Origin of the sequence: Flavobacterium sp., from assembly GCF_044348915.1 — a bacterium.
Taxonomy (GTDB): domain Bacteria; phylum Bacteroidota; class Bacteroidia; order Flavobacteriales; family Flavobacteriaceae; genus Flavobacterium.
Window position 1 is genome coordinate 1 of record NZ_JBIKRX010000031.1, and the last position, 23,814, is coordinate 23,814.

Below are 23,814 nucleotides of genomic sequence, written 5' to 3' on the forward strand. Positions count from 1 at the left end.
CTTTTCTCAATAATGCTTTCAGTTCTTCGGAACTATAATTTGTTACTCTTAATGCTGCTCTACTCATGGTTTTTTTGAGTAAAGATACATATATTATTTGTAATTACATATTAGACTTTATATAATTCGAAAATGTAATCGTATAATGGACTGTATAATCCGAGAATTAGGATACCCAAAACGGTGATGATTAATCCTAATCGCATATAAATTTTGCTTTTGAAAAACGGAATTGGATTGTCACTTTTTCTAATAAACATGGCTCTTACCACCAATAAATAATAGTAAAGTGAGATGGTTACATTGACTACTGCTAAGAAAACTAATAAATAATATCCTTTGCTTGCCGCTGCTGCGAAAAGGAAGAATTTACCAAAGAATCCTGCTACTGGTGGAATTCCTGCTAAGGAGAATAAAGCCAACATCATCACCAAACTCAAGTTCGGATTAGTTCTGTACAAGCCGTTATAATCGTCTCTATTTTCTTTACCCGTTTGCAATGCGATAGCTTGTACCACACCGAAAGCAGCCAAATTGGTGAAGATGTAAACTAATATAAAATAGACAACAGTTGCAGTTCCCAATTGAGTTCCAGTAATTAATCCCAAAAGGATGAAACCAGCCTGCGCAATCGAAGAAAAAGCCAAGAAACGTTTCATATTTTGTTGGCGCAAAGCGAATAAGTTACCAATAAACATCGTGGCAAGTGCTACAACATAAATGATATTTTCCCAAATGTGCATCAATGGTTTTAGAACGGTAAACAATAAAATCATCAAAATAAAGGCTGCGGCTCCTTTTGAAATTACCGATAAATAGGAGGCAACTCCAATGGGTGCTCCTTCGTAGACGTCTGCTGTCCAGAAGTGAAATGGGACTAAGGATATTTTGAATGCTAAACCAGCAAAAAACAAAATGAAACCTAGTATTGTTAAATTAGTCGAGGTTAAAGCTATTGAGATATCTGCGAAATAAATGGAGCCTGTTGCTGCATACAATAATGATATTCCAAATAGGGAAGCTCCAGAAGCTAATCCTGCAGAAAGAATAAATTTAACACCTGCTTCGCTCGAAATTCTTTTAGATGTTTCCCAAGCTACCAATGCTGCGACTGGTAAAGTAGATAATTCTAATCCGATGTAAAACATAAGAAAATCACCTGCAGAAATCATAAAATACATTCCAAGCAGGGATGAAAATAGCAACATAAAAAACTCGTTTCCTTTATTGAGTGGCACCATTTTTTCTTGTATCCAATCGGCAGATTGAAGTAGAACGATAAGTACACCTACATTTAGTGCGTTTTTGAAGAAGTGAATGAGCGTGTTGGTGCGAAACATTCCGCCAAATAAGCTAGTTTCCTCGATAGCAAAGAAGCCGATGATCGTGTGAATTCCAAATAAGAATAGAGCCAAATGTACCAGACTTCCTTTTTTATTTTTATTCACGAAAATTTCGCCTACAATGAGCAATAATATAATTATCAAGAGGAAAATTTCTTGTCGCATTGCGATAAAACTGTTCAGATTCATTTTTGTTATTTTATAAATGATTTAATACTCCTTGAATAAATGGTTGGAGACTGTCCATTGTCATATCGCTCAACCAAAGCGGAGCAACACCCATACCAAGCATTGGAATTAATAATAGTAGAATACCTGTTATTTCGAACCAAGTTGCCTTTGGTAAATCTAAAAATTCTTCATTTTTCACTTCACCCATTAGCATAATTCCTAATACTCTTAGGATATAAACCGCAGTTACTACAATTGCCGAAACTGAAACTATGGTCGCCACTCTGTAGAACATTTCTTCGTGTTGGAAAGCACCAACGAAGATGTTCATTTCAGCTATAAAACCACTAAATCCAGGCAAACCTAATGAGGCCAAACCTGCGATGACATAAATCACAGAAATAAATGGCATTACTTTTAGTAATCCTCCCAATTTGGTGATGTCTCTAGTGTGAGTTCTTCCGTAAATCATCCCGATTAAGGCGAAGAATAGGGCTGTCATAAATCCGTGAGAGAGCGATTGTAAAATAGCTCCGTTCCAAGCGGTTTTGTTTAACATCAATAAAGCGAACAAGACCATTCCCAAGTGACTCACTGAGGAATACGCATTGATGTATTTTAAATCGGTTTGTTTCAATGCTCCAAAAGCACCATAAATTACTCCAATGGCAGATAAGATGATGAAAAACCAAGACCATTCAATGGCGCCCAATGGCAATAAAAACATTGCAATTCTGAAAACACCATAACCTCCTAATTTCATTAAAACTCCTGCGTGAAGCATGGATACTGCTGTTGGCGCCGAAGCGTGACCATCCGGTGACCAAGTATGAAAAGGGAATAAAGCCCCCAATACAGCAAAACCAATAAAGGTCAAAGGGAAAAATAATTTTTGGGCTTCAAACGGAATGTTCACTTTGGCAATTTCCAAAATATTGAAAGTCAAAGCACCACCATCAGCATTCGAATTGAAATAGATTCCTAAAACCCCAACCAATAAAACTGCCGAAGCTCCCATCAACATCAAGGTCAACTTCATCGCCGAGTATTCTTTTGGCCCTGAGCCCCAAATTCCAATCAGTAAATACATTGGGATAACGGCAATTTCATAGAACACAAACATCGTAAATAAGTCGAGCGAAATAAAGAATCCGTAAACTCCAGTGGCTAAAACCAAAAGGGAGATAAAAAATTCTTTAGGTAAATCTTCGGTTTTCCAAGAGATGAAAACGCCTGCCAAAACCACAATAGAAGTCAACAGTATTAAAGCTACCGAAACTCCATCGACTCCGATGGCATAATGAACATTGAAATTTTTGAACCAAACATAATCCTGAGTGAAAAGCATTATGCTTTTATCGACAGCTCTTGTACTCAAATAAGTAAACAACAAATTAATAGCCATTCCCAGTTGAATGAAACTTCCAATCATTGCAATAATGCGTGCCTGTTTTAATCCTTTGGAAAAAACCAAAGCTAAAACGGTGAGTACAGGTATAACTACAAAAAGTGATAAAATATCCATATTAATTGTTTAGTTTGTCCATAAATAAATAAAAACCAAGGCTATAACTACAACGCCAGAAACAAAAAACATCGCGTAATCTTGTAATCTTCCAGATTGTAATCCTTTTATTTTTTCGGAAATAATAACCGTTTTGTTTCCAATACCTTCCATTGTTCCGTCCACATATTTCTTGTCGAATTTCGCTATTGGAGCCGAAACCAAATTGAAGATGATTTTTTTGGTAATGAACATATAGATTTCGTCGAAATAGAATTTATGGAAAGTCCATTTGTATAGAATTCCAAAAGCATTCGAAAATTTATCAGCCAAATCATTTTCTTTTTTGTAGAAAACCCAAGCTAATATAATTCCTAACAAACCTGTTCCAACCGCTACTGCAGCTAGTGGTAAATTCAAATGCGCTTCGAATGGTAGCCTGTCGGCAGTTACAAATTCGCTGAAAGGAATAAATCCTGCCACAATACTCATAATTGCTAAAAACAATAGAGGAAACGCCATAGACATTGGTGCTTCGTGTGGTGCGTGATGGTATTTGGTGTCTTTGCCCCAGAAGATTCCAAAATAAAGTCGGAACATATAAAAAGCAGTCAATCCCACTACGAATAGTCCAACAAAATATAGCAATTGATTTTTTTCGAAAGCAGCAACTAAGATCTCGTCCTTACTCCAAAATCCTGCGAATGGCGGAACTCCGGCTATTGCCAATGCCGCAATCAAGAATGTGATATTGGTAATCGGCATATACTTGCGTAAACCGCCCATATCTTTTAGATAATTGCTGTGAACGGCGTGAATTACAGAACCAGCACCCAAGAATAATAAGGCTTTGAACATCGCGTGTGTAAACAGATGGAACATAGACGCCATATAACCAACTCCTTCGTGACCTTTGTAACTTGAAACTCCTAATGCCAACATCATATAACCAATTTGCGACATCGTCGAAAAGGCCAAAACTCGTTTGATATCCGTTTGTGTGAGTGCGATGACAGCGGCAAAGAGCGAAGAAAATGCTCCCACATAAGCCACAATATTCAAGGCATATCCTCCTTCTACAAAAAAGTACATCGGGAATAGTCGCGCCACTAGATAAACTCCGGCAACAACCATAGTCGCCGCGTGAATCAAAGCCGAAACTGGCGTTGGGCCTTCCATTGCATCAGGTAACCAAATGTGTAATGGGAACATTGCTGATTTTCCAGCACCTCCCATAAAGATGAGAAGCAATCCCCAAGTGATTACAGACAATCCCATAAATGAAGTCGATGCCCAATTCAGGAGCAATCCTTCGCCTGCAGGATTTACCGCATTCAAGGTTTGAAAATCGAATGAACCAGCATAATGACCTACAATCATAATCCCGATTAGGAAACCAAAATCAGCAAAACGAGTAACAATGAAGGCTTTTTTTGCTGCCGCTACTGCAGAAGTTTTGGTATAATAATAGCCAATTAATAAATAGGAAGAAACTCCCACCAATTCCCAAAAAATGTAGATTTGGAAAAGGTTGGTTGCCAATACCAATCCAAGCATTGAAAAAGTAAACAGCGCTAAAAAAGCAAAGAATTTGGTATAACCGTTATCGCCTTGCATATAGCCTCGGCTATAAATGTGAACCATCAACGAAATGGTGGTTACTACAACAAGCATCATTACCGATATTGGATCAACCAAAATACCCATATCGATAGCTAGTGTTTCGGTGAAGTTCATCCAAACTGTTTTTTCAACAAATGTTTGATATACGCCATCTACTTTTCCGCTGACGAAAAAGTATTCGTAAGCCGCATAATAAGAAAGCGCAGTCGAAGTGGCCAATCCAGCAACCCCAATGTATCCAGAAACCGCTGGTTTAATTTTCTCGTAACCAATTCCCAGAAGCAAGAAAACAGCTAAAGGAATAAGTGGTATAAATAATATATAAGATATGTCCATATTGATTGAATATTAATACTTCATAATTTCAGTGTCCTTCACTTCAACAGAGCTGATTTGTCTGTACAGATTAATGATTATTGCCACTGCAAGCGCAGTTTCGGCAGCAGCCACAGCAATAATAAAAATCGAAAAGAAAACGCCCTGCAACACATCGGGATACAAATATTTGTTGATGACAACAAAATTGATCGCCGAAGCATTTAAAATCAACTCGAGAGATATTAATATCGAAATCAAGTTTTTTCTGGTAATAAACCCATAAATACCTATAAAAAATAGAATAGAGGTAAGGGTAAAAATTTCGTATATGCTAATTCCGGCTATCATAATGTATCGTCGTTTTTAGTTAGTTTGTCTCCTTTTCCAATAATGATGGCTCCAATCATAGCGGCCAACAACAGAATACTGATGACTTCAAAAGGTAAAATAAATCCCCCTGCATCGTAGCTCAAAAGTCCACGACCGATATCTTCAACAGTAGTCGTTTTCGAATTTTCTACCACTTGAAAATCATTTGTATATATGGTATACAAGAATAAACCAAGACCAATTAAACAAACCAATCCGGTGATTAATTTTTTGGATAATTCGGCCATTTCCAATTGCATTTCGATATGGTGCACCAATAAAACCGAGAAAATAACCAAGACGATAATCCCTCCTGCATAAACCGTCAATTGAACGGCGGCTAAGAAATTGTAATCAATTAAGAAGTAAATTCCCGCTACCCCGATGAGAACAAATAATAAGTAAATCACTGATCGAAGCATTTTGCGACTGCTTACAGAGGCAATGGCCGATACAATCATTATTAAGGCTAAAATGTAAAATATAACTTTTTCCATAAGATTAATCTTCTAGTCCAGGAACCACTTTTGATCCCGGTTTGTTTAAAACTCTAGTGAGATACTTTCTGTCGTACACAGAATTTTCAAAATTCTGAGCCCATTTGATAGCATCGGTAGGACAGGCTTCGATGCATAAACTACACATCGTGCACATTCCTAAATGATAAATATGTTTGTCTATCATTTTTTTCTTTTTGCCTGTTTCTGGATCAATTTGTCTGTCCCAAATAATTTCGATACTTCCGTTCGGGCAAGCCAATTCACATTTTTGGCAACCAGTACAACGGTGTTCGTTTTTTTCATCGTGCGGCATTACTACCTCGCCACGAAAACGTTCAAACATTTGTAAAGTAGCTCTGTTGTCAGGATATTGTTGGGTTATAGCCCCTTTTCTGGAATGTAAAAAATACTTTCCGGTGACACTCATTCCTGTAAGAAGTGTTTTTACACCATTATATATATCTGAAAAATAACTCATAATTTTTAAAATTGAATTGTTAATCCAAGCAATACCATCAATGCCATTAAAATTAAATTCATTAAGTTTAACGGTAGCAAATATTTCCATTCTAATACCAGAAGTTGGTCAATTCTTAGTCTTGGAAAGGTCCATCGGAACCACATCATTAAAAAGATGATAGCTAATGTTTTTATTAAAAACCAAAATACACCAAGCAACGGAATGCTTTCGGTTATTCCAAAAGGAGATAAATAAGCTCCAAAGAAAACTGTTGTTGCGATTGCGGCGATAATAAACATATTGATAAATTCTGCCAAGAAGAAATAGGCAAACTTCATTCCCGAGTATTCGGTGTGGAAACCCGCACCTAATTCGGATTCGGCTTCTACTAAATCGAAAGGAGCTCTGTTGGTTTCGGCAGTTCCAGCAATCATATAAATGCAAAAAGCGATAATGGCAGGAATATGTCCTTGAACGATAAGCCATCCGTCTTTTTGAACTTCTACGATTTGGGAAAGTTGCAAAGAACCCGTCATCAAAACCATTGTCAAAAGCGATAATCCAACGGACAATTCGTAGCTAATGGTTTGAACACCGCTTCGCATTGCACCAATTAAGGCAAATTTGTTGTTGCTACTCCATCCTGCCAATAGAATTCCGATAACTCCAATAGAGGAAATAGCGATCAAAAAGAAAATACCAATATTGATGTCAAAGGCTTGAAATTCTTTTGTAAAAGGGAAAAGAGACATCGCCATCAAGGCGGTTACGATAACAAAATAGGGAGCTAAATTGTATAAAAACTTGTCTGCTTTGATTGTTCCTGTTAACTCTTTGGAAACTAATTTCAGGGCATCGGCCATAGTTTGTAATAAACCTTGATACCCTACTCGGTTTGGACCCAAACGCAATTGAAACCAAGCGGCGACTCTTCTTTCGAGTAAAACCAAGTATAAACCGGCAACTGCAAAAATACCGAGGTAAACTACGGCTATCAATACCATTTCTACAATGCTTGCAGTAGTTTCTGGCATCAGGCTAAAAAGCCATTCGTGAATATTTTTTGTAATGTTCATAAGGTTAATAAATATATTGAGGATGTTTTTTCATTTTTCATTTTTTACTTGAATTATAATTACTATTTATGGTTATTTCTTTCGCTAGTGCGAGCGTCACGCTCGTACCCGCAATAAAATTAATTTAAATCTATTTCTAAAATTGTATGGTCATTGTTCCCATAATTTCTTGCGCTACTATATTTCCACTCTATTGGGTCGGTCACAAAACCTGTTTCAACTGGATTGTTATGAATGTAATCTAATTTTTGCTCAAAAACTTTTAATGACCAAATTTCAATTGGTTTATTGTTTTGTTGCCAAAATTGTCTAAATTTTACATTACTGTTTTTCTTTCCAGCTCTTTCAAACATCCACAACAACCATTCTTTTCTGCTTTCTTCTGGATTTTCTTCAATTACTTTTAAAATTTTTCTTGATGTAAATCCTTTTAAATCTCTTATTAAACCTGATGGATCACCTAATGATGATCTAAAAATTAAATGTATATGACTCGGCATAATGCAATAACCATAAATTTCCATCCCTTTGTTTTTTCTACAATAATCTAACGACTCAATCATACAACCAAAATAATCTTCTCTCGTAAAAACATCTATCCAATAGACAGTTGCAAAACTTATAAAATAGGCTCTCTCCTTTTCGTGAAATTTATATTTTCTACTCATCGAAAAACTAAATTAATTTTACATTTGTTTGTTGGCACGAGCTAGAAGCTCGCGCTAGCAGGGGGAAAAGCAAAATTCATCTTGGTGGCAAACTCTGTGTTTATCTCTTTTTGTGCAATTACCAATGTGGAGATGAAAAGGAAAATAACGATAAGTAATAAGTTTTTCATAATTGGTTTATTTTTATGGTTAGTTTACGTAGTGCATATCAAATCTACCGTCTCTTATTTTTACTATTTCACCTTGAGGGTTTATTGCATCATACCAGAAAGTTCCTGATATTATTTTTTGTTGTGTATCGAGTCTGGTGATTTTTAATTCACCTATATTTGTGTTTGTTGTATAAAACTGATTGCTAGAATAAATATTACTATTTATAATAAATTGTCCGAAATTTGAATTATAATTTGAGCCATTATTAGTTTGTTCAGCTAAATTATAAGTTGTGTTTTGAATTAATTGCAAAGGATTAGTTGAAATAGTAACTGATTTGTTTTCATTAGAACCTTTCTCTACAATACTTAAACCTAAATGATAACCATCTTGATCTTGTTGGTAAAAGCAACTTAAAGTAGGACCAAATTGGCTGTTTCCTCTTGGTAAAAAAACTTGTCCGTTTATGAGGCAACCTGCAGTGTTTGCTCCTGTAGTTGTTGCGGCAGGGAGTTCGTTGGATGATTTGTTGTCATCTTTGTCGCAAGAAGAAAATAATAACACCAGAGTTATATATAAAATCATATTTTTCATAATTATTATTGTTTGATTATTATTTACTACAAAGTTGAATTCATAAAATTAATTTTATCGGTCAATATCAGGAATTACAAGGTCTAAAGTTGCCATAGTTGCCACCAAATCCCCAATTTTTCCGCCAACTGCAATATGATTTAATAAAGATAAATTGGAAAATCCTGGTGATCTAAATTTCATTCGGTATGGATTTTTTGTTCCCGTACTGACGATGTAAACTCCTAATTCTCCTCTTGCAGTTTCTACTTTTTGGTAATACTCGCCTTCTGGCAATTTGATTACGGTATTGGTTTTAGCAAAAAAATCACCTTCAGGAATATTATCAATCAACTGTTCGATAATCGATAAGGATTCCCACATTTCCAGTATTCTAACTTGGTAACGAGAATAAGTATCACCTTCGGTTTTCAACACTTCGTTGAATTTTACTTTGTCATAAGCGCTGTACGAATGGTGTTTTCTCACATCGCAAGAATAGCCAGAAGCGCGGCCTACAGGACCAGAAGCTCCAAAAGAAATCGCATCTTCTTTGGTTAAAATTCCAATGCCTTCCATCCTTTTTCGGAAGATGATATTATTGGATAAAAGCAAATCGTATTCAGGGAGTTTAGTTTTGAAATGAGCGATAAATTCTTTCGTTCTTTTTACAAAATTCGGGTGAATATCGAACATCAATCCTCCGGGAATGTTGTAGTTCATCGTCAAACGAGCGCCACAAGTTTCTTCGAAAATATCGTTTATCATTTCACGGTCTCTAAAACCGTAGAAATAAGTAGTCAAAGCGCCAACGTCCATTCCCATAACGCCCCACCACAAAGTGTGAGAAGCAATACGGGTCAATTCGGCAATGATGGTTCGAATGACTTTTACACGTTCTGGAATTTCCAATTGAAGCGCATTTTCAACAGTAAGGCAAACGGCTTCGTTGTTGATATGTGAAGAAAGATAATCCATTCTGTCGGTCAAATGCACGATTTGCTGATAGCTGTCGCGTTCACACATTTTTTCGATAGAGCGGTGGATGTAGCCTAAATCGGGTTCTACTCTTTTGATTATTTCACCGTCAATAGTCAATAAAAGTCGCAAAACTCCATGAGTTGCAGGGTGTTGCGGCCCCATATTAATTTGATATTCTTCGGATTTAAAATTGTTGGTTATAGTTGTATCCATTTTTATTTATTTGTATGCCCGCTTTGCGGACTAAAATTTTCGTTTTTTAAACCATTAAGAAAATTAAGAAAAATTAAGTTTTAGTCTTAATGAACCTTAATGCCTTAATGGTTCCAAAAGAAAAACTATTTTAATATTTTTTATTTTAAACATTAATAAAAATTTAGTTTTTATCTTAATGAACCTTAATTTTCTTAATGGTTCAAAAGAAAAATAACTTTGTTATTTGATAACCATATTAATTTCATCTACATAATCTTTTCTCAACGGAAATCCATCCCATTCTTCGGTCAAAAAGAGTCTTTTCAAGTTAGGATGATTGTTGAATTTTATTCCAAAGAAATCAAAAACTTCTCTTTCGTGGAATTCGGCAGTGTACCAAATGTTGCAAACCGTGTCGAGTGTTGGGTTTTCTCTGTCTTCGGTTTTCACTTTCACCACCAATTGATGTCTGTGAGTAGTAGATTCTAGATGATATACAACGCCCAATTCCTTGCCCCAATCCACACCGCTTAGACAAAACAAATAATCAAAATTCGTTTCGGAATTGCTTTTTAATTGCGTCATTAGTGAATGAAGTTGTCCGGGTGGAACGGTGATATTTAAAAACTGGGATTTTTCGGCGGTGAATTCCAATTCCGGAATCCAACTGCTTATTAAATTTTGTAAGGCTTCGTTTGTCATAATTAGGTTAGAGGTTAGAGGTTAGAGGTACGAGGTTAGAGGTTAGAGGTAGTTAGTTTAAATTACTTCCCACTTCCCACTTCTAACTTCCCACTTTTCACAATCCTTCGTCAAACCCATCGATAGGGTAGACTTTGTTTTTCATATTTTCAGTTCGAATCTTATTTTGAAGCATCAACATTCCTTCCAATAAAGCTTCTGGACGTGGCGGACAACCCGGAACGTATACATCTACTGGGATTACGTGATCCGCTCCTTTTACAACAGAGTACGAATTGTAATAAAATGGACCGCCAGAAATGGCACAAGCACCCATTGCAATTACATATTTTGGTTCCGCCATTTGATCGTACAATCTGCGTAAAACTGGTGCCATCTTGTTGACAATAGTTCCTGCAATGATAATCAAATCGGCTTGTCGCGGCGAAGGTCTTGCTACTTCGAATCCAAATCTGGAATAGTCGTGACGTGCAGCTCCTGTTTGCATCATTTCGATGGCACAACAACTTGTTCCAAAATAAAGGGACCAAAGCGAATTCGCCCGTCCCCAATTGATTATTTCGTCTAATGATGTAACTAAAATATTGGCTCCATTGCCCCCCGGAATTACTTTTCCTGGGAAATCTGCGGGTATTTCTGGTGTGTTATTTACTCCCATTTTAATGCTCCTTTTTTCCAAGCGTAGGCTAAGCCTAAACCTAATATTACTAAAAAGATGATGATTTCGACAAAAGCGACCATTCCGATTTCTTTGAAAACTACCGCCCAAGGTATCAGAAAGGCTACCTCGACATCAAAAACCAAGAATAAAATGGCATACAAATAGTAACCCACTTTAAACTGAACCCAAGTTGGTCCAATGGTGGTCATTCCGCTTTCATACGGCTCCCGTTTCTGGCTATTGTCTGACTTTGGTGAAATTAAATTGGATAAAAAATTGGCGCCGGCGACCAAAACTATTCCGGCTAGTAAGAAAACTATAATTGCTTCTGAACCCATACATTACTTTTTATTAAATTGTTTTAATAACGCAAAGCTACATTTTTAAATCTACTATTCCTATAGGGTAATAGATTTTTTGTGACACTTTTTTTATTTCACTTCATAAGTTTCACCCGAAAAGAATAAATCATCCGTTTTTGTAAAACTAGAATTGGCTTTAACTTGCGCTGTCAAGGCATCTTCTCGTTCTTCTAAAGTGACATCGTCAAAACTTCTAATAACCCCAGTTGCCAATGGGTATTCCATTCGAACCAACATATAATGTAGGGTAGGGTCTTTTTCTTTGTCATTATGTACTAATAAATCTTCTTGTGTAACTCCGTTTTCGCCAATGGTTACGACTTCTAATTTTAGTCCATTTAATACCAATCCTTTGTCACGATTTTTTCCAAAAATCATTGGTTTTCCGTGTTCAAGAAAAATTTGTTTGTCTTCTTTTACGTCTTTATCAGTAAGATGATTGAAACATCCGTCATTAAAAATCACACAATTTTGCAAAATTTCGATTAATGAAGTTCCTTTGAATTGCTGTGCTTCGATAAAAATTTGTCCCATTTCTTTTGGACTTCCTCCACCAACTCTAGCAAAAAATCGTGCTTGAGCGCCTAAGGCTAATTCACCTGGTGAAAAGGGAGGTTGAGTATTTCCGTAAGGAGATGATTTTGTTTTTTGACCAATTAATGAAGTAGGAGAGAACTGACCTTTGGTCAAGCCATAAATTTCATTATTGAAAAGTATGATATTCAGATCGATATTTCTTCGTAAAACGTGTATAAAATGATTTCCACCAATAGCCATTGCATCGCCATCGCCAGTGGCAATCCAAACGCTTAAGTTAGGATTAGCTAGTTTTATTCCCGATGCAATTCCAGGAGCTCTGCCGTGAATACTGTGAATGCCATACGTGTCTAAATAATAAGGAAAACGAGAAGAACATCCAATTCCAGAAACGAAAACGACATCTTCTTTGGCGACGCCCATTTCAGGAAGTATTTTTTGCATCGTGCGTAAAATCACATAATCATCGCAACCAGGACACCATCTTACTTCTTGGTCGCTGGTAAAATCTTTGGCGGTATATTTTTTTTCAACTGTTGTTTCCATAATTATACTAGTGATTTAAATTCATGAATTAAGTCATCGTTCGCAAAAGGCAATCCTTGCACTCTATTAAATTGTAAAAAGTCAAATGTACTGTGTTTAATTTTTAGAATGCTTGCAAATTGGCCACTATTCAATTCGCAAACCAGAATTTTTTTGAATTTTGATAGAATTTCTTCGGTATTTTTTGGCATTGGATTAATATAATTGAAGTGGGCATAACCAATGTTTTTATGACCTTTATCATTCATTTGCTTCACAGCTGAATGCAAAGAACCGTAAGTTCCGCCCCAACCAATTACCAATAAATCACCTTCTTGAGCAAATTCTGTTTCTAAGTCTGGAATATTAAATTTTACGCGTTCGATTTTTTCGGCTCTGATATGAGTCATTTTCTCATGATTTTTTGGTTCATAAGAGATATTACCTGTAACCGCATCTTTTTCTAAACCTCCAATTCTGTGTTCAAGTCCCGGAGTTCCTGGAATTGCCCAATTGCGGGCTAGCGTTTTTTCATCTCTGTCATAAGGATGCCAATTTTCTTTGACTTCTGAAATTTTATTGTTTTTTATTTCAGGCATTTCAGCAACGGTTTTGATTTTCCAAGGAGCGGCTCCGTTAGCAATATATCCATCCGTCAATAATATTACGGGTGTCATATGTTCTAATGCCAATCGGGAAGCTTCATAAGCAAAGTTAAAACAATTAGCCGGCGTGCTCGCAGCAATTACAATCACAGGGCTTTCTCCATTTCGACCATATATCGCTTGCAATAAATCCGATTGTTCTGTTTTGGTTGGCAAACCAGTGGAAGGTCCACCACGTTGCACATCCACAATTACCAGAGGCAATTCAGTCATCATCGCCAAGCCAATTGCTTCACCTTTTAATGCTAATCCAGGACCTGAGGTTGTGGTGATGGCTAAATCTCCTGCAAATGCGGCGCCTATTGCCGATGTTATACCTGCAATTTCGTCCTCAGCCTGAAAAGCTTTCACACCAAAATGTTTGTGTTTGGCTAATTCGTGTAAAATATCTGTAGCAGGAGTTATAGGATAAGAGCCTAAGAATAATTCCAATCCCGATTTTTCGGTTGCTGCCAAAAATCCCCAAGCCGTTGCTGTGTTACCCATAATAATTCTATAAGTACCTGCAGGCATTTTGGCTGGAGAGATAGTATAGGAATTAGGTATGAGCTCTAAGGTTTCAGCAAAATAAAATCCAGCCATTAATACTTTGGTATTGGCTTCGATTAAATGAGGTTTAGATTTGAACTTATCATTAAAAAATTCAATTGTATGATCTGTAGAACGGTTGTACATCCAATAGATCATTCCCAAAGAAAACATATTTTTACTTCGCGAAATCGTTTTCGTATCGAGACCTGAAACATCCTTTAAAGCTTCTTTGGTTAAAGAAGTCATATCTACTTCAATAACTTTATAATTATCAAGGCTACCGTCTTCGAGTGGATTGGTGGTGTATTCTGCTTTTTCTAAGTTCTTTTTGCTAAAAGCATCGGTATCGACGATTACAGCATGTCCGGGTTTCAAAGCATAAAGATTAGTTTTCAAAGCAGCTGGATTCATAGCTACTAATAAATCGACGCTGTCCCCGGGGGTACTAACTTCTACACTACCAATATGGACTTGAAATCCTGAAACTCCGTACAAACTCCCTTGGGGAGCGCGAATTTCTGATGGATAATTTGGGAAAGTGGCAATGTCATTACCAAACATTGCAGATGTATCGGAAAACTGCGTACCTGTCAATTGCATTCCGTCACCTGAATCACCTACAAAACGAATAACGACAGCTTCAAGTTTTTCAGGTTGGGGTTTTGTTTTTGTTTCAACCATAAGTTTAATTATTTTCAATATTAACAGAAAAATTCAATAATTGTTGAGCCAAATTTAATTTCACTTTTTTAATTAAAATATGACTATTATCATATAAAAGTAATAAAAAGCTATTTAATTTTACGATGAATTAAAAAAATATATACTATGGCAATAATTATCACAGACGAATGCATCAATTGTGATGCATGTATTTCAGAGTGTCCAAACAACGCAATTTATGAACCAGATACTAGTTGGTCTTATTCAGATGGATCTGCCTTAAAAGGTATGATAAATACACCTTCAGGGAGAGAAGTAGACGCAGATGAAGAAAACGACGCAATTTCGGATGAGTTTTTCTATATTGTGGCTGACAAGTGTACAGAATGTAAAGGTTTCCACGATAAACCACAATGTGCTTCGGTTTGCCCTGTAGATTGCTGTATTCTTGATGAGAATCACGTAGAAACAGAAGCTCAATTATTAGAAAAGAAAGCCTGGTTACATAATGAGTAAATCAAAAAAGGAAAGAAAGCTAAATTGCCAAAAGGCATTTTAGCTTTTTTTTGCTTTTATAATCAAAAAGCTGTCAAGTAATTTGTAGATAGAATCGATCGTCGCAAATTCAAGATGGTATAAAATTTTTTTGTAAATGAAAAATAAAACTTTTCCAAAAGTAATTTGTGACGGTAATGAAGCAGTAGCTCTCATTGCTCACAAAACGAATGAAGTCTGTGCAATTTACCCAATTACACCTTCGTCGCCGATGGGTGAACATGCTGAGCTATACAGTTCAAAGGGTAAAACAAATATTTGGAATAATATTCCAAGAATTGTTGAAATGCAAAGTGAAGCTGGTGCTGCTGGAACTGTCCATGGAGCTTTACAGGCAGGTGCGCTAACTACAACGTTTACGGCCTCACAAGGTTTGCTATTAATGATACCTAATATGTATAAAATTGCTGGTGAATTATTGCCTTGTGTTATCCATGTTGCCGCCAGAACAGTAGCTACTCACGCACTATCAATCTTCGGAGACCACTCCGATGTAATGGCTTGTAGACAAACAGGATTTTCTATGTTATTTGGTGGTTCGGTTCAGGAAGCACACGATTTTGCCTTGATTTCTCAAGTGGCAACATTGAAAACTAGAGTTCCATTTATGAATATTTTTGACGGTTTCAGAACCTCTCACGAAATTTCTAAAATCGATGGTATCACCGACGAAATTATCAAAGCGATGATGCCGGAAGATAAAGTGATGGAACACAGACAAAGATCATTAGATCCAGATCGTCCAGTAGTTAGAGGTACAACTCAAAACCCTGACGTATTCTTCCAAGCTAGAGAAGCTGGAAATAAATTCTATGACGCAGTTCCTGCTGCCGTGCAAGAAGTAATGAACGAATTTTACGAGCACACTGGTCGTAAATACAATTTGTTTGATTATATGGGTCACCCAGAAGCTGAAAGAGTAATGATTATTATGGGCTCTGCTGAAGGTCCAGTAAAAGAAGCTCTTGAAGTGATGCTAGAAGAAGGCGAAAAAGTTGGGGTAATTTTTATCCGTTTGTTCAGACCTTTCGCAATCGATGCCTTTGTTGATGCTTTGCCAAAAACAGTTCAGAAAATTGCTGTAATGGACAGAACAAAAGAGCCTGGAAGTATTGGAGATCCTCTTTATTTAGATATTGTAACAGCACTTGTTGAAAGCGGAATAGAAATGCCAACCGTTGTTGCAGGTCGTTACGGATTGTCGTCAAAAGAATTTACACCAGCAATGGTCAAAGGAATTTATGATGAATTGTTGAATAAAAAACCTAAAAATCACTTTACTATTGGTATCAATGATGATGTGACTTTCAGAAGTTTATACTTTGATCCAAAATTTGAAATTAAAGCGAAATCAATTAGCTGTATGTTCTATGGTTTAGGTTCTGATGGAACTGTTGGAGCTAACAAAAACTCCATCAAAATCATTGGTGAAACTACAGATAATTATGTTCAAGGATACTTCGTTTACGACTCTAAAAAAGCTGGAGCTCAAACTATTTCTCACTTGCGTTTTGGGCCAGAACCAATTAATTCAAACTATTTAGTAGAAAAAGCCGATTTCATTGCCAGTCATAAATTCAATTTTATTGAAAAATTCAATATGATTGCCGACTTGAAACACGGAGGTACCTTCTTATTGAATTCACCTTATTGTAAAGAAGAAATTTGGGCAAGATTGCCAATCCAAATTCAACAAGGAATTATCGATAAAGAAGCCAAATTCTATGTTATTGATGCTACAAAAGTTGCTTTTGAAGCTAGTCTTGGAAAAAGAGCAAATACCATTTTACAAACGTGTTTCTTCGCTATTTCTGGTATTTTACCAAAAGACGAGGCTATTCAAAAAATTAAGGATGCCATCGTTAAATCCTATTCACATAAAGGTGATAAAGTGGTGAAAATGAACTTCAACGCGGTAGACAAAGCCTTAGAGAATTTACATCAAGTAGATTATCCAAAAGTGGCTACAAGCGAAAGACACTTGGCATCTGCAATGAAGAATGCTCCTGATGGATTTGTTACTGAAGTTTTAGAAAAAATATTAGCTGGTTTCGGAGATGATCTTCCAGTAAGTGCTTTCTCAATTGATGGAACTTTCCCAACAGGAACTTCACAGTTCGAAAAAAGCGGTATTGCCGATTTTATTCCAGTTTGGGACGACGAAAACTTATGTACACAATGTAATAAATGTGTCGCTATTTGTCCTCACGCTGCGATTAGATCTAAAGTAGTTTCTAATGAAGATTTAGCTAAATTCCCAGCTACACTAAAAAGTGTACCAGCGATAGGAAGACCATTTGCTAAAGAAAATGAATCCTATATTTTGCAAGTTTCTCCAGAGGATTGTACAGGTTGTGATCTTTGCGTAGTGGTTTGTCCTGCGGTAAGCAAAGAGAAAGAAAACTTCAAGTCAATCAATATGAGGAAAAAAATTGAGCATGATGTTGTTGAAAATGTAAATTGGGATCATTTTGTAAGTTTACCTTACTATGATAGAACTGCATTGCAAATAACAAATGTGAAAGGTTCTCAATATCTAGAGCCATTATTCGAATTCTCAGGTGCTTGCTCTGGTTGTGGAGAAACTCCTTATATCAAGATGATTACTCAGTTGTACGGTGATAGTATTATGATTGCTAATGCTACAGGTTGTTCTTCTATTTATGGTGGAAATTTACCAACAACACCTTATAAAACCAACGAATTTGGTAGAGGTCCAGCTTGGGCAAACTCACTTTTCGAAGACAATGCCGAGTTTGGTCTAGGTCTGAAATTAGGATTGTCTAAAAAACAAGAAATTGCAGTTGGATTATTAGTTTCACTGAAATTAGTTATTGGTGAAGAATTAGTAGATGCTATTCTAAACAATACAGAAGAAACAGAAGCGTTGAAAAACGAAAAATTCGCTCAAATTGATAAACTTAATACCATATTAGCCAGAATTACTGATAATGCTGATGCTAAAAAATTAAGCCAATTGACGGAGTATCTTCGTAAAAAAGCAGTTTGGATCTTTGGTGGAGACGGTTGGGCTTATGACATCGGTTACGGTGGAGTGGATCACGTTTTATCTACAGGGGAAGACATTAATATTTTAGTAATGGACACTGAGGTGTATTCTAACACTGGTGGACAAGCTTCTAAATCAACACCTCTTGGAGCAAGTGCTAAGTTTACTATTGGTGGTAAAAAAACAGGTAAAAAATCCCTTGCGCTTCAAGCTATTTCTTATGGAAATGTGTATGTAGCTCAAATCGCGATGGGAGCAAAAGATCTACAATCACTAAGAGCTATCGAAGAAGCGGCCGCTTACCCTGGACCATCTTTGATTATTGCTTATTCTCATTGTGGTGAACACGGTTACGAATTGAAACACGCCATCGACCAACAAGAAAAAGCGGTAGATTCAGGATACTGGCCACTGTTTAGATTTAATCCTCTTGAAGCAAAAGGCAAAAAATTCAAATTAGATTCTAAAGCGCCAACTATTCCTTTGAGTGACTTTATGTATAACGAAGCTCGTTTTACTAGAGTTGTAAAAGAGAATGCTACATTAGCAGCTGAGTTGTTGACTCAAGCGCAAGATGAAGTGGATACTAAATGGGAAAGATTGGAATTGTATAGAGATTTGTAAAAATCGCTGTAAAAATGAAATCTGCTAAATAAGCAGAATACATAGTGAATGAAAAACCTACTCGGGATGAATTATCTTGGGTAGGTTTTTTTATAAAAAATGGTTTTAATACCGAATACACACATAAAATAGTCCAATAATAAAAGACTATTTGTCACTCCATAAGAGTCGCAACGCTTTACAGCGTGACAAAGGAAGTTCTTAGATTGGATTGAAATATAAGAATGTTTGGTTTGATAGCTACTTCACCCTCAAAAAAACTTCTTCAACGGCAATTTTCATTTCTGGAAAAAGAGGGCTTTTGATTATTTCGCCTTCCGAAAAAGGTTTTGAACCAATGTATTCCTCGTTTATTAAACTGTAAACCAAAACAATTCGTGCTTCGGGTTCTACAATCCAATATTCTTTTACACCACTTTCTAGATAAAGATTAAATTTGGTATCCACATCGTGTTTGCTGTTTTTTGGTGACAAAATTTCTACAATCAAATCGGGTGCGCCTTTACAACCTTTATCGTCAATTTTATCTTCATCACAAATAATACAAATGTCAGGCTGTACAACCGTTGTGTCTTTTTTGGCTGATTTTATAGGTAAACGTACATCGAAAGGTGCTACAAAAACGCTACAAGGATGATTGTTAAATAAATTCAGGAAATATTTATTTATATTTTGCGAAATTTTTTGATGATTTGAACTCGGGGCAGGACTCATTTTCAAAATAAATCCTTTGATTAATTCAACGCGTTCCGAAAATTGCCAAAGCAAGTAATCGCTATAGGTATAGGTTTTGGTCAAATCTAAATCCGAAAAGTTTTTTACTGTTGGCATAATGCATTCATTTTTCACAAAGTTATAAAAACTAAGCTAACTTTTCCATCATTTTTTTTTAATGTCAAATTATAACTTTTAAAAGGTTTTACTTCGTCAGTTCGCTTCGCTCGGGTCATAGGTATTTTATTTACTTATAGCCAAGACCCGATACCGAATTCCGAACAGACTAAGTGAATCTATGTTAAGCAAAGCGCCTTTTTGTTAAATATAAATCATTTTATCTATGTGGTTTAAATTTTTTTAATAACAATCGAGTTCAGAATTAAATTGAATTCCATTTTGTATGAGTTACTTTTCCGCAAAAGAAAGGTCTATTTCATAGTTGTCAATAAATTCAAAATTATCTCAATTCCAAATTAGTTTTTTCTCAAATTATAATCGTATTTTTGCAGCGTTTTTGCAAACTATTCGCTTGCATTTATACCAAACAGCAACAACTACAACACTATTAAAATGAATCAAACGAAATATATTTTTGTTACAGGCGGAGTTACGTCTTCTTTAGGGAAGGGGATTATTGCGGCTTCATTGGCAAAATTATTACAGGCTAGAGGATATCGAACAACCATTCAAAAGTTTGATCCATACATCAACGTCGATCCAGGAACATTGAATCCTTACGAACACGGCGAATGTTATGTAACCGATGACGGTGCTGAAACAGATTTAGATTTAGGACATTACGAGCGTTTCTTGAATGTGCCAACTTCTCAGGCGAATAACGTTACAACAGGAAGAATTTATCTTTCGGTTATCGAAAAAGAAAGAAGAGGCGAGTTTCTTGGAAAAACGGTTCAAGTAGTTCCGCATATCACCAACGAGATTAAAGATAGAATGCAATTGCTTGGTAAATCAGGCGATTTTGATATAGTAATAACAGAAATTGGTGGAACAGTTGGGGATATCGAATCTTTACCTTATATCGAATCGGTTCGTCAATTGGTTTGGGATTTGGGAGATAGTAACGCTATCGTCATTCATTTGACTTTGGTTCCTTATTTGGCCGCAGCCGGAGAATTAAAAACAAAACCTACGCAGCATTCTGTTAAAACTTTGATGGAGAGCGGTATCAAAGCCGATATCTTAGTTTGTAGAACGGAACACGAAATATCAGATGATATTCGCACGAAATTAGCTTTGTTTTGCAATGTAAAAAGAGAAGCTGTTATTCAATCTATTGACGCTTCTACGATTTATGAAGTGCCAAATTTGATGCTGGAAGAAGGTCTTGACGTGGTGGCTTTGAAAAAATTGGATTTACCGAAGAAAGCCGCACCTGATTTAAAACATTGGAACACCTTTTTGAAAAGATTAAAAAATCCAAAACATACCGTTAATATTGGTTTAATTGGGAAATATGTAGAATTACAAGATTCATATAAATCTATTTTAGAAGCATTCATACACGCTGGAGCTTCCAATGAGACTAAAGTGAATGTGGTTTCGATTCATTCTGAATTTTTAGACGCCTCGGATGTAGCGGAGAAATTGTCTGGACTAGACGGAATTCTTGTGGCGCCAGGTTTTGGTGGTCGCGGAATCGAAGGAAAAATAGAAGCTGTTCGTTATGCTCGTGAAAACAAAATTCCGTTTTTAGGAATATGTTTGGGAATGCAAATGGCAGTTATTGAATACTCTAGAAATGTATTGGGTTATGCTGATGCTAATTCTACTGAGATGAATCCTGATACTTCACATCCTGTTGTCGATTTGATGGAAGAACAAAAAAACATTACCGATAAAGGAGGAACAATGCGTCTTGGGGCTTGGAAATGTGATTTGAAACCAAATACTTTGGCACATAAAATATACGGTTCAGCAAGCATTTCTGAACGTCATCGCCACCGTTATGAATACAATAGTAGTTATGTAGATGTTTTGGAAAAAGCAGGATTAAAAGCTTCTGGAGTCAATCCAGAAACGGGCTTGGTCGAAATTGTAGAATTGGAAGATCATCCTTTTTTCATTGGAGTACAATACCATCCGGAATACAAAAGTACCGTTGAAAACCCACATCCACTTTTTGTGAATTTTGTGGCAGCTGTGGTAAAAGCAAAGAAAAAGTAGTGATCAGTGATCAGTTTTTTAGTCGTCAGTTTAGTAATAAATGATTAAGTAGTAAATAATAAATAAGAACATTCCAGACTCGGCTTCATATCATTGAGATTGCTTCGTGCCTCGCAATGACTGGGCTAGGGTGAGGATAAAAAATTAAAATGGAAGAAAAAAAATTAGACCTCAATTCGATCATTGGATTCATATTGATTTTTGGAATCTTGATTTGGATAATGTATCAAAACAAGCCTTCAGAAGAGCAAATTGCGGCCGAAAAAGCCAAAAAAGAATTAGTTGCTAAAAAAGAAGCTCTAGCAAAAGCAGCAGTTGTTAATCCTAGTGCTGCTCCTATAGCAGCAGTAGCGGGTGATTCAGCTCAGTTGGCTCAAGCTCAAAAAACTTTGGGAGGTTTTGCCTATTCTGCAACACTGCCTTCTGCAAAAGATGGTTTTACTACTATCGAAAACGAAAAAGTTATTCTGAAAATCTCAAATAAAGGTGGTTTTATTGTTGAGGCTACTTTGAAAAACTTGGAGAAATTCCAAAAAGGTTCAGGGAAATTGGTAGAATTGATAAAAGATAATAATGCCAATTTGAACATTCAATTGCAAATGGCAGATAATCGTACTTTAAATACAAAAGACCTTTATTTCGAGCCAAGTTTGACAAAAATTGGGTCAGACCAAATTCTTTCGATGAAATTGAAGGCTGCTGCCAATGAATTTTTAGAATACAAATACATTTTGAAACCAAACGATTTTATGATTGGTTTTGATTTGCGTTCTCAAGGTTTGAATAAAGTGTTGAATACTGCTAAACCATTGGATTTAGAATGGAGTATGAAAACCTATCGTAACGAGAAAAGCATTTCGTACGAAAATCGATATACTGAGATTTATTTTGAATACGAAGAAGGGAAGATTGACTATGTTGGACTAGGAAATGATAAAGAAGAAAATCCTATACAAACCTCTTACGTAGCATTCAAACAGCACTTCTTTTCTACTGTTTTGTTGACAGACAAACCATTTGCAACTGCAAAATTGCATTCAAATGACTTGGTCAATGACGAAACAATTGATACGGTCTATACCAAACAATTTAAAGCGGATCTTCCTTTGGCATTTAGCAATGGCGAAATAGATTATAAAATGAATTGGTATTTTGGGCCTTCAGATTATAAAACCTTAAAAGGATATGATAAAAATCTTGAGAAAATAATTCCATTAGGTTGGGGGATTTTCGGATGGATTAATATGTTTATTTTCATTCCGTTATTTGGATTTTTGAGTACAACAGTTGGGCTGTCTTTAGGAATTGCCATTATCATATTTACTATTTTGATAAAAGTGGCAATGTCGCCGATTACTTTTAAATCGTTCCTATCACAAGCAAAGATGAAGGTTTTGCGTCCTGAGATTATGGAATTGGGTGAAAAATTCAAGAAAGATCCAATGAAGAAACAACAGGAAACGATGAAGTTGTATAACAAAGCAGGAGTAAATCCGATGGCGGGTTGTATTCCAGCATTGATCCAAATTCCGTTTATGTACGCTTCGTTTCAGTTTTTTCCATCGGCTTATGAATTGAGACAAAAAAGTTTCCTTTGGGCAGACGATTTATCTTCATTTGATGCTGTAGTTCAACTTCCGTTTCATATTCCATTGTACGGAGATCACATCAGTTTGTTTCCAGTTCTTGCGTCGATTGCGATTTTCTTCTATATGAAAATGACTTCGGGAGACCAACAAATGGCTGCTCCACAGCAAGAGGGAATGCCAGATATGGCCAAAATGATGAAGATTATGATCTACGTCTCTCCAATAATGATGTTGTTCTTCTTTAATAGTTATGGTGCTGGATTGAGTTTGTATAACTTTATTTCCAATTTGATTACCATAGGAATTATGATTGTCATCAAAAGATACTTCATCGATAGCGACAAAATTCACGCTCAAATTCAAGAAAACAAATTGAAAGAGCCGAAGAAACAAGGGAAATTCCAACGTAAACTGCAAGAAGTGATGGAACAAGCCGAAGCTGAAAAAGCAAAAAAGGCTAAGAAATAGTCATAAAAAAAATCCCGATATTTTCGGGATTTTTTTATGTAAAGTTCAGGATGAACCTGAATACTTATTTCTATATCTAGCATTACT

20 protein-coding genes are annotated in these 23,814 nt (G+C 36.1%); 4 read left to right on the top strand and 16 right to left on the bottom strand.

The features are described 5' to 3' along the window. Positions 1 to 110: 110 nt before the first annotated feature. The 15 genes from ACIQ1E_RS07220 to ACIQ1E_RS07290 form a co-directional block, all read right to left on the bottom strand. Positions 111 to 1,532: an NADH-quinone oxidoreductase subunit N gene (locus ACIQ1E_RS07220; RefSeq protein ID WP_396170040.1), complete on the bottom strand. Its 1,422-nt coding sequence runs from the start codon at positions 1,530 to 1,532 to the stop codon at positions 111 to 113. A 10-nt stretch (positions 1,533 to 1,542) separates the two neighbouring features. Then, positions 1,543 to 3,039 (bottom strand): NuoM family protein, encoded by a 1,497-nt coding sequence (locus ACIQ1E_RS07225; RefSeq protein WP_396170042.1) that lies wholly within the window; start codon positions 3,037 to 3,039, stop codon positions 1,543 to 1,545. A 9-nt stretch (positions 3,040 to 3,048) separates the two neighbouring features. After that, entirely contained in the window at positions 3,049 to 4,977 is a 1,929-nt protein-coding gene (nuoL, locus tag ACIQ1E_RS07230; RefSeq protein ID WP_396170044.1) for an NADH-quinone oxidoreductase subunit L, read from the bottom strand. 12 nt (positions 4,978 to 4,989) lie between these two features. After that, on the bottom strand, positions 4,990 to 5,307 hold the full coding sequence (gene nuoK, locus ACIQ1E_RS07235; protein WP_143390719.1) for an NADH-quinone oxidoreductase subunit NuoK: 318 nt from the start codon (positions 5,305 to 5,307) through the stop codon (positions 4,990 to 4,992). Then, the gene (locus ACIQ1E_RS07240; RefSeq protein ID WP_396170046.1) at positions 5,304 to 5,825 is read right to left on the bottom strand and encodes an NADH-quinone oxidoreductase subunit J; all 522 of its coding nucleotides are present in this window, start codon (positions 5,823 to 5,825) and stop codon (positions 5,304 to 5,306) included. Before ACIQ1E_RS07240 ends, nuoK begins: the two co-directional genes overlap by 4 nt. A 4-nt stretch (positions 5,826 to 5,829) precedes the next feature. Then, positions 5,830 to 6,306, bottom strand: coding sequence for a 4Fe-4S binding protein (locus ACIQ1E_RS07245; RefSeq protein ID WP_315218650.1), 477 nt, complete (start codon positions 6,304 to 6,306; stop codon positions 5,830 to 5,832). Positions 6,307 to 6,311: 5 nt separating this feature from the next. After that, the gene (gene nuoH / locus ACIQ1E_RS07250) at positions 6,312 to 7,364 is read right to left on the bottom strand and encodes an NADH-quinone oxidoreductase subunit NuoH (protein WP_396170048.1); all 1,053 of its coding nucleotides are present in this window, start codon (positions 7,362 to 7,364) and stop codon (positions 6,312 to 6,314) included. Between the two features lie 119 nt (positions 7,365 to 7,483). Then, positions 7,484 to 8,032: an REP-associated tyrosine transposase gene (locus ACIQ1E_RS07255; protein WP_396170049.1), complete on the bottom strand. Its 549-nt coding sequence runs from the start codon at positions 8,030 to 8,032 to the stop codon at positions 7,484 to 7,486. A gap of 189 nt (positions 8,033 to 8,221) precedes the next feature. Then, positions 8,222 to 8,779, bottom strand: a complete 558-nt coding sequence (locus ACIQ1E_RS07260; RefSeq protein ID WP_396170051.1) for a DUF6252 family protein — start codon at positions 8,777 to 8,779, stop codon at positions 8,222 to 8,224. Positions 8,780 to 8,833: 54 nt separating this feature from the next. Then, a complete protein-coding gene (locus ACIQ1E_RS07265; protein ID WP_396170053.1) occupies positions 8,834 to 9,952 on the bottom strand; it encodes an NADH-quinone oxidoreductase subunit D in 1,119 nt (372 codons plus the stop codon). A 222-nt stretch (positions 9,953 to 10,174) separates the two neighbouring features. Then, entirely contained in the window at positions 10,175 to 10,636 is a 462-nt protein-coding gene (locus tag ACIQ1E_RS07270; RefSeq protein WP_396170055.1) for an NADH-quinone oxidoreductase subunit C, read from the bottom strand. A 97-nt stretch (positions 10,637 to 10,733) separates the two neighbouring features. Further along, entirely contained in the window at positions 10,734 to 11,294 is a 561-nt protein-coding gene (locus ACIQ1E_RS07275) for an NADH-quinone oxidoreductase subunit B (protein ID WP_396170057.1), read from the bottom strand. After that, complete coding sequence (locus ACIQ1E_RS07280) at positions 11,285 to 11,635, bottom strand: NADH-quinone oxidoreductase subunit A (protein ID WP_396170059.1); 351 nt, start codon at positions 11,633 to 11,635, stop codon at positions 11,285 to 11,287. Before ACIQ1E_RS07280 ends, ACIQ1E_RS07275 begins: the two co-directional genes overlap by 10 nt. A gap of 93 nt (positions 11,636 to 11,728) precedes the next feature. Continuing rightward, entirely contained in the window at positions 11,729 to 12,742 is a 1,014-nt protein-coding gene (locus ACIQ1E_RS07285) for a 2-oxoacid:ferredoxin oxidoreductase subunit beta (protein ID WP_396170061.1), read from the bottom strand. A 2-nt stretch (positions 12,743 to 12,744) separates the two neighbouring features. Then, positions 12,745 to 14,598 (bottom strand): 2-oxoacid:acceptor oxidoreductase subunit alpha, encoded by a 1,854-nt coding sequence (locus ACIQ1E_RS07290; protein ID WP_396170063.1) that lies wholly within the window; start codon positions 14,596 to 14,598, stop codon positions 12,745 to 12,747. Positions 14,599 to 14,745: 147 nt separating this feature from the next. On the opposite strand from ACIQ1E_RS07290, the gene ACIQ1E_RS07295 reads away from it, so the two are divergent. Both ACIQ1E_RS07295 and nifJ read left to right on the top strand, forming a co-directional pair. Further along, complete coding sequence (locus ACIQ1E_RS07295) at positions 14,746 to 15,096, top strand: 4Fe-4S binding protein (RefSeq protein WP_396170065.1); 351 nt, start codon at positions 14,746 to 14,748, stop codon at positions 15,094 to 15,096. A 136-nt stretch (positions 15,097 to 15,232) separates the two neighbouring features. Next, positions 15,233 to 18,769 carry a pyruvate:ferredoxin (flavodoxin) oxidoreductase gene (nifJ, locus tag ACIQ1E_RS07300; RefSeq protein ID WP_396170066.1) on the top strand — a complete coding sequence of 1,179 codons (3,537 nt, stop codon included), beginning with the start codon at positions 15,233 to 15,235 and terminating at the stop codon, positions 18,767 to 18,769. A gap of 240 nt (positions 18,770 to 19,009) precedes the next feature. Here the strand turns inward: nifJ and ACIQ1E_RS07305 are convergent, their stop codons facing one another. Next, positions 19,010 to 19,600 carry a Uma2 family endonuclease gene (locus tag ACIQ1E_RS07305; RefSeq protein WP_396170068.1) on the bottom strand — a complete coding sequence of 197 codons (591 nt, stop codon included), beginning with the start codon at positions 19,598 to 19,600 and terminating at the stop codon, positions 19,010 to 19,012. Between the two features lie 456 nt (positions 19,601 to 20,056). Here ACIQ1E_RS07305 and ACIQ1E_RS07310 point away from each other — a divergent pair, with 456 nt between their 5' ends. Together ACIQ1E_RS07310 and yidC are read left to right on the top strand one after the other, a co-directional pair. After that, entirely contained in the window at positions 20,057 to 21,670 is a 1,614-nt protein-coding gene (locus ACIQ1E_RS07310) for a CTP synthase (protein ID WP_396170070.1), read from the top strand. A gap of 149 nt (positions 21,671 to 21,819) precedes the next feature. Next, a complete protein-coding gene (yidC, locus tag ACIQ1E_RS07315) occupies positions 21,820 to 23,727 on the top strand; it encodes a membrane protein insertase YidC (RefSeq protein WP_396170072.1) in 1,908 nt (635 codons plus the stop codon). Positions 23,728 to 23,814 lie beyond the last annotated feature (87 nt).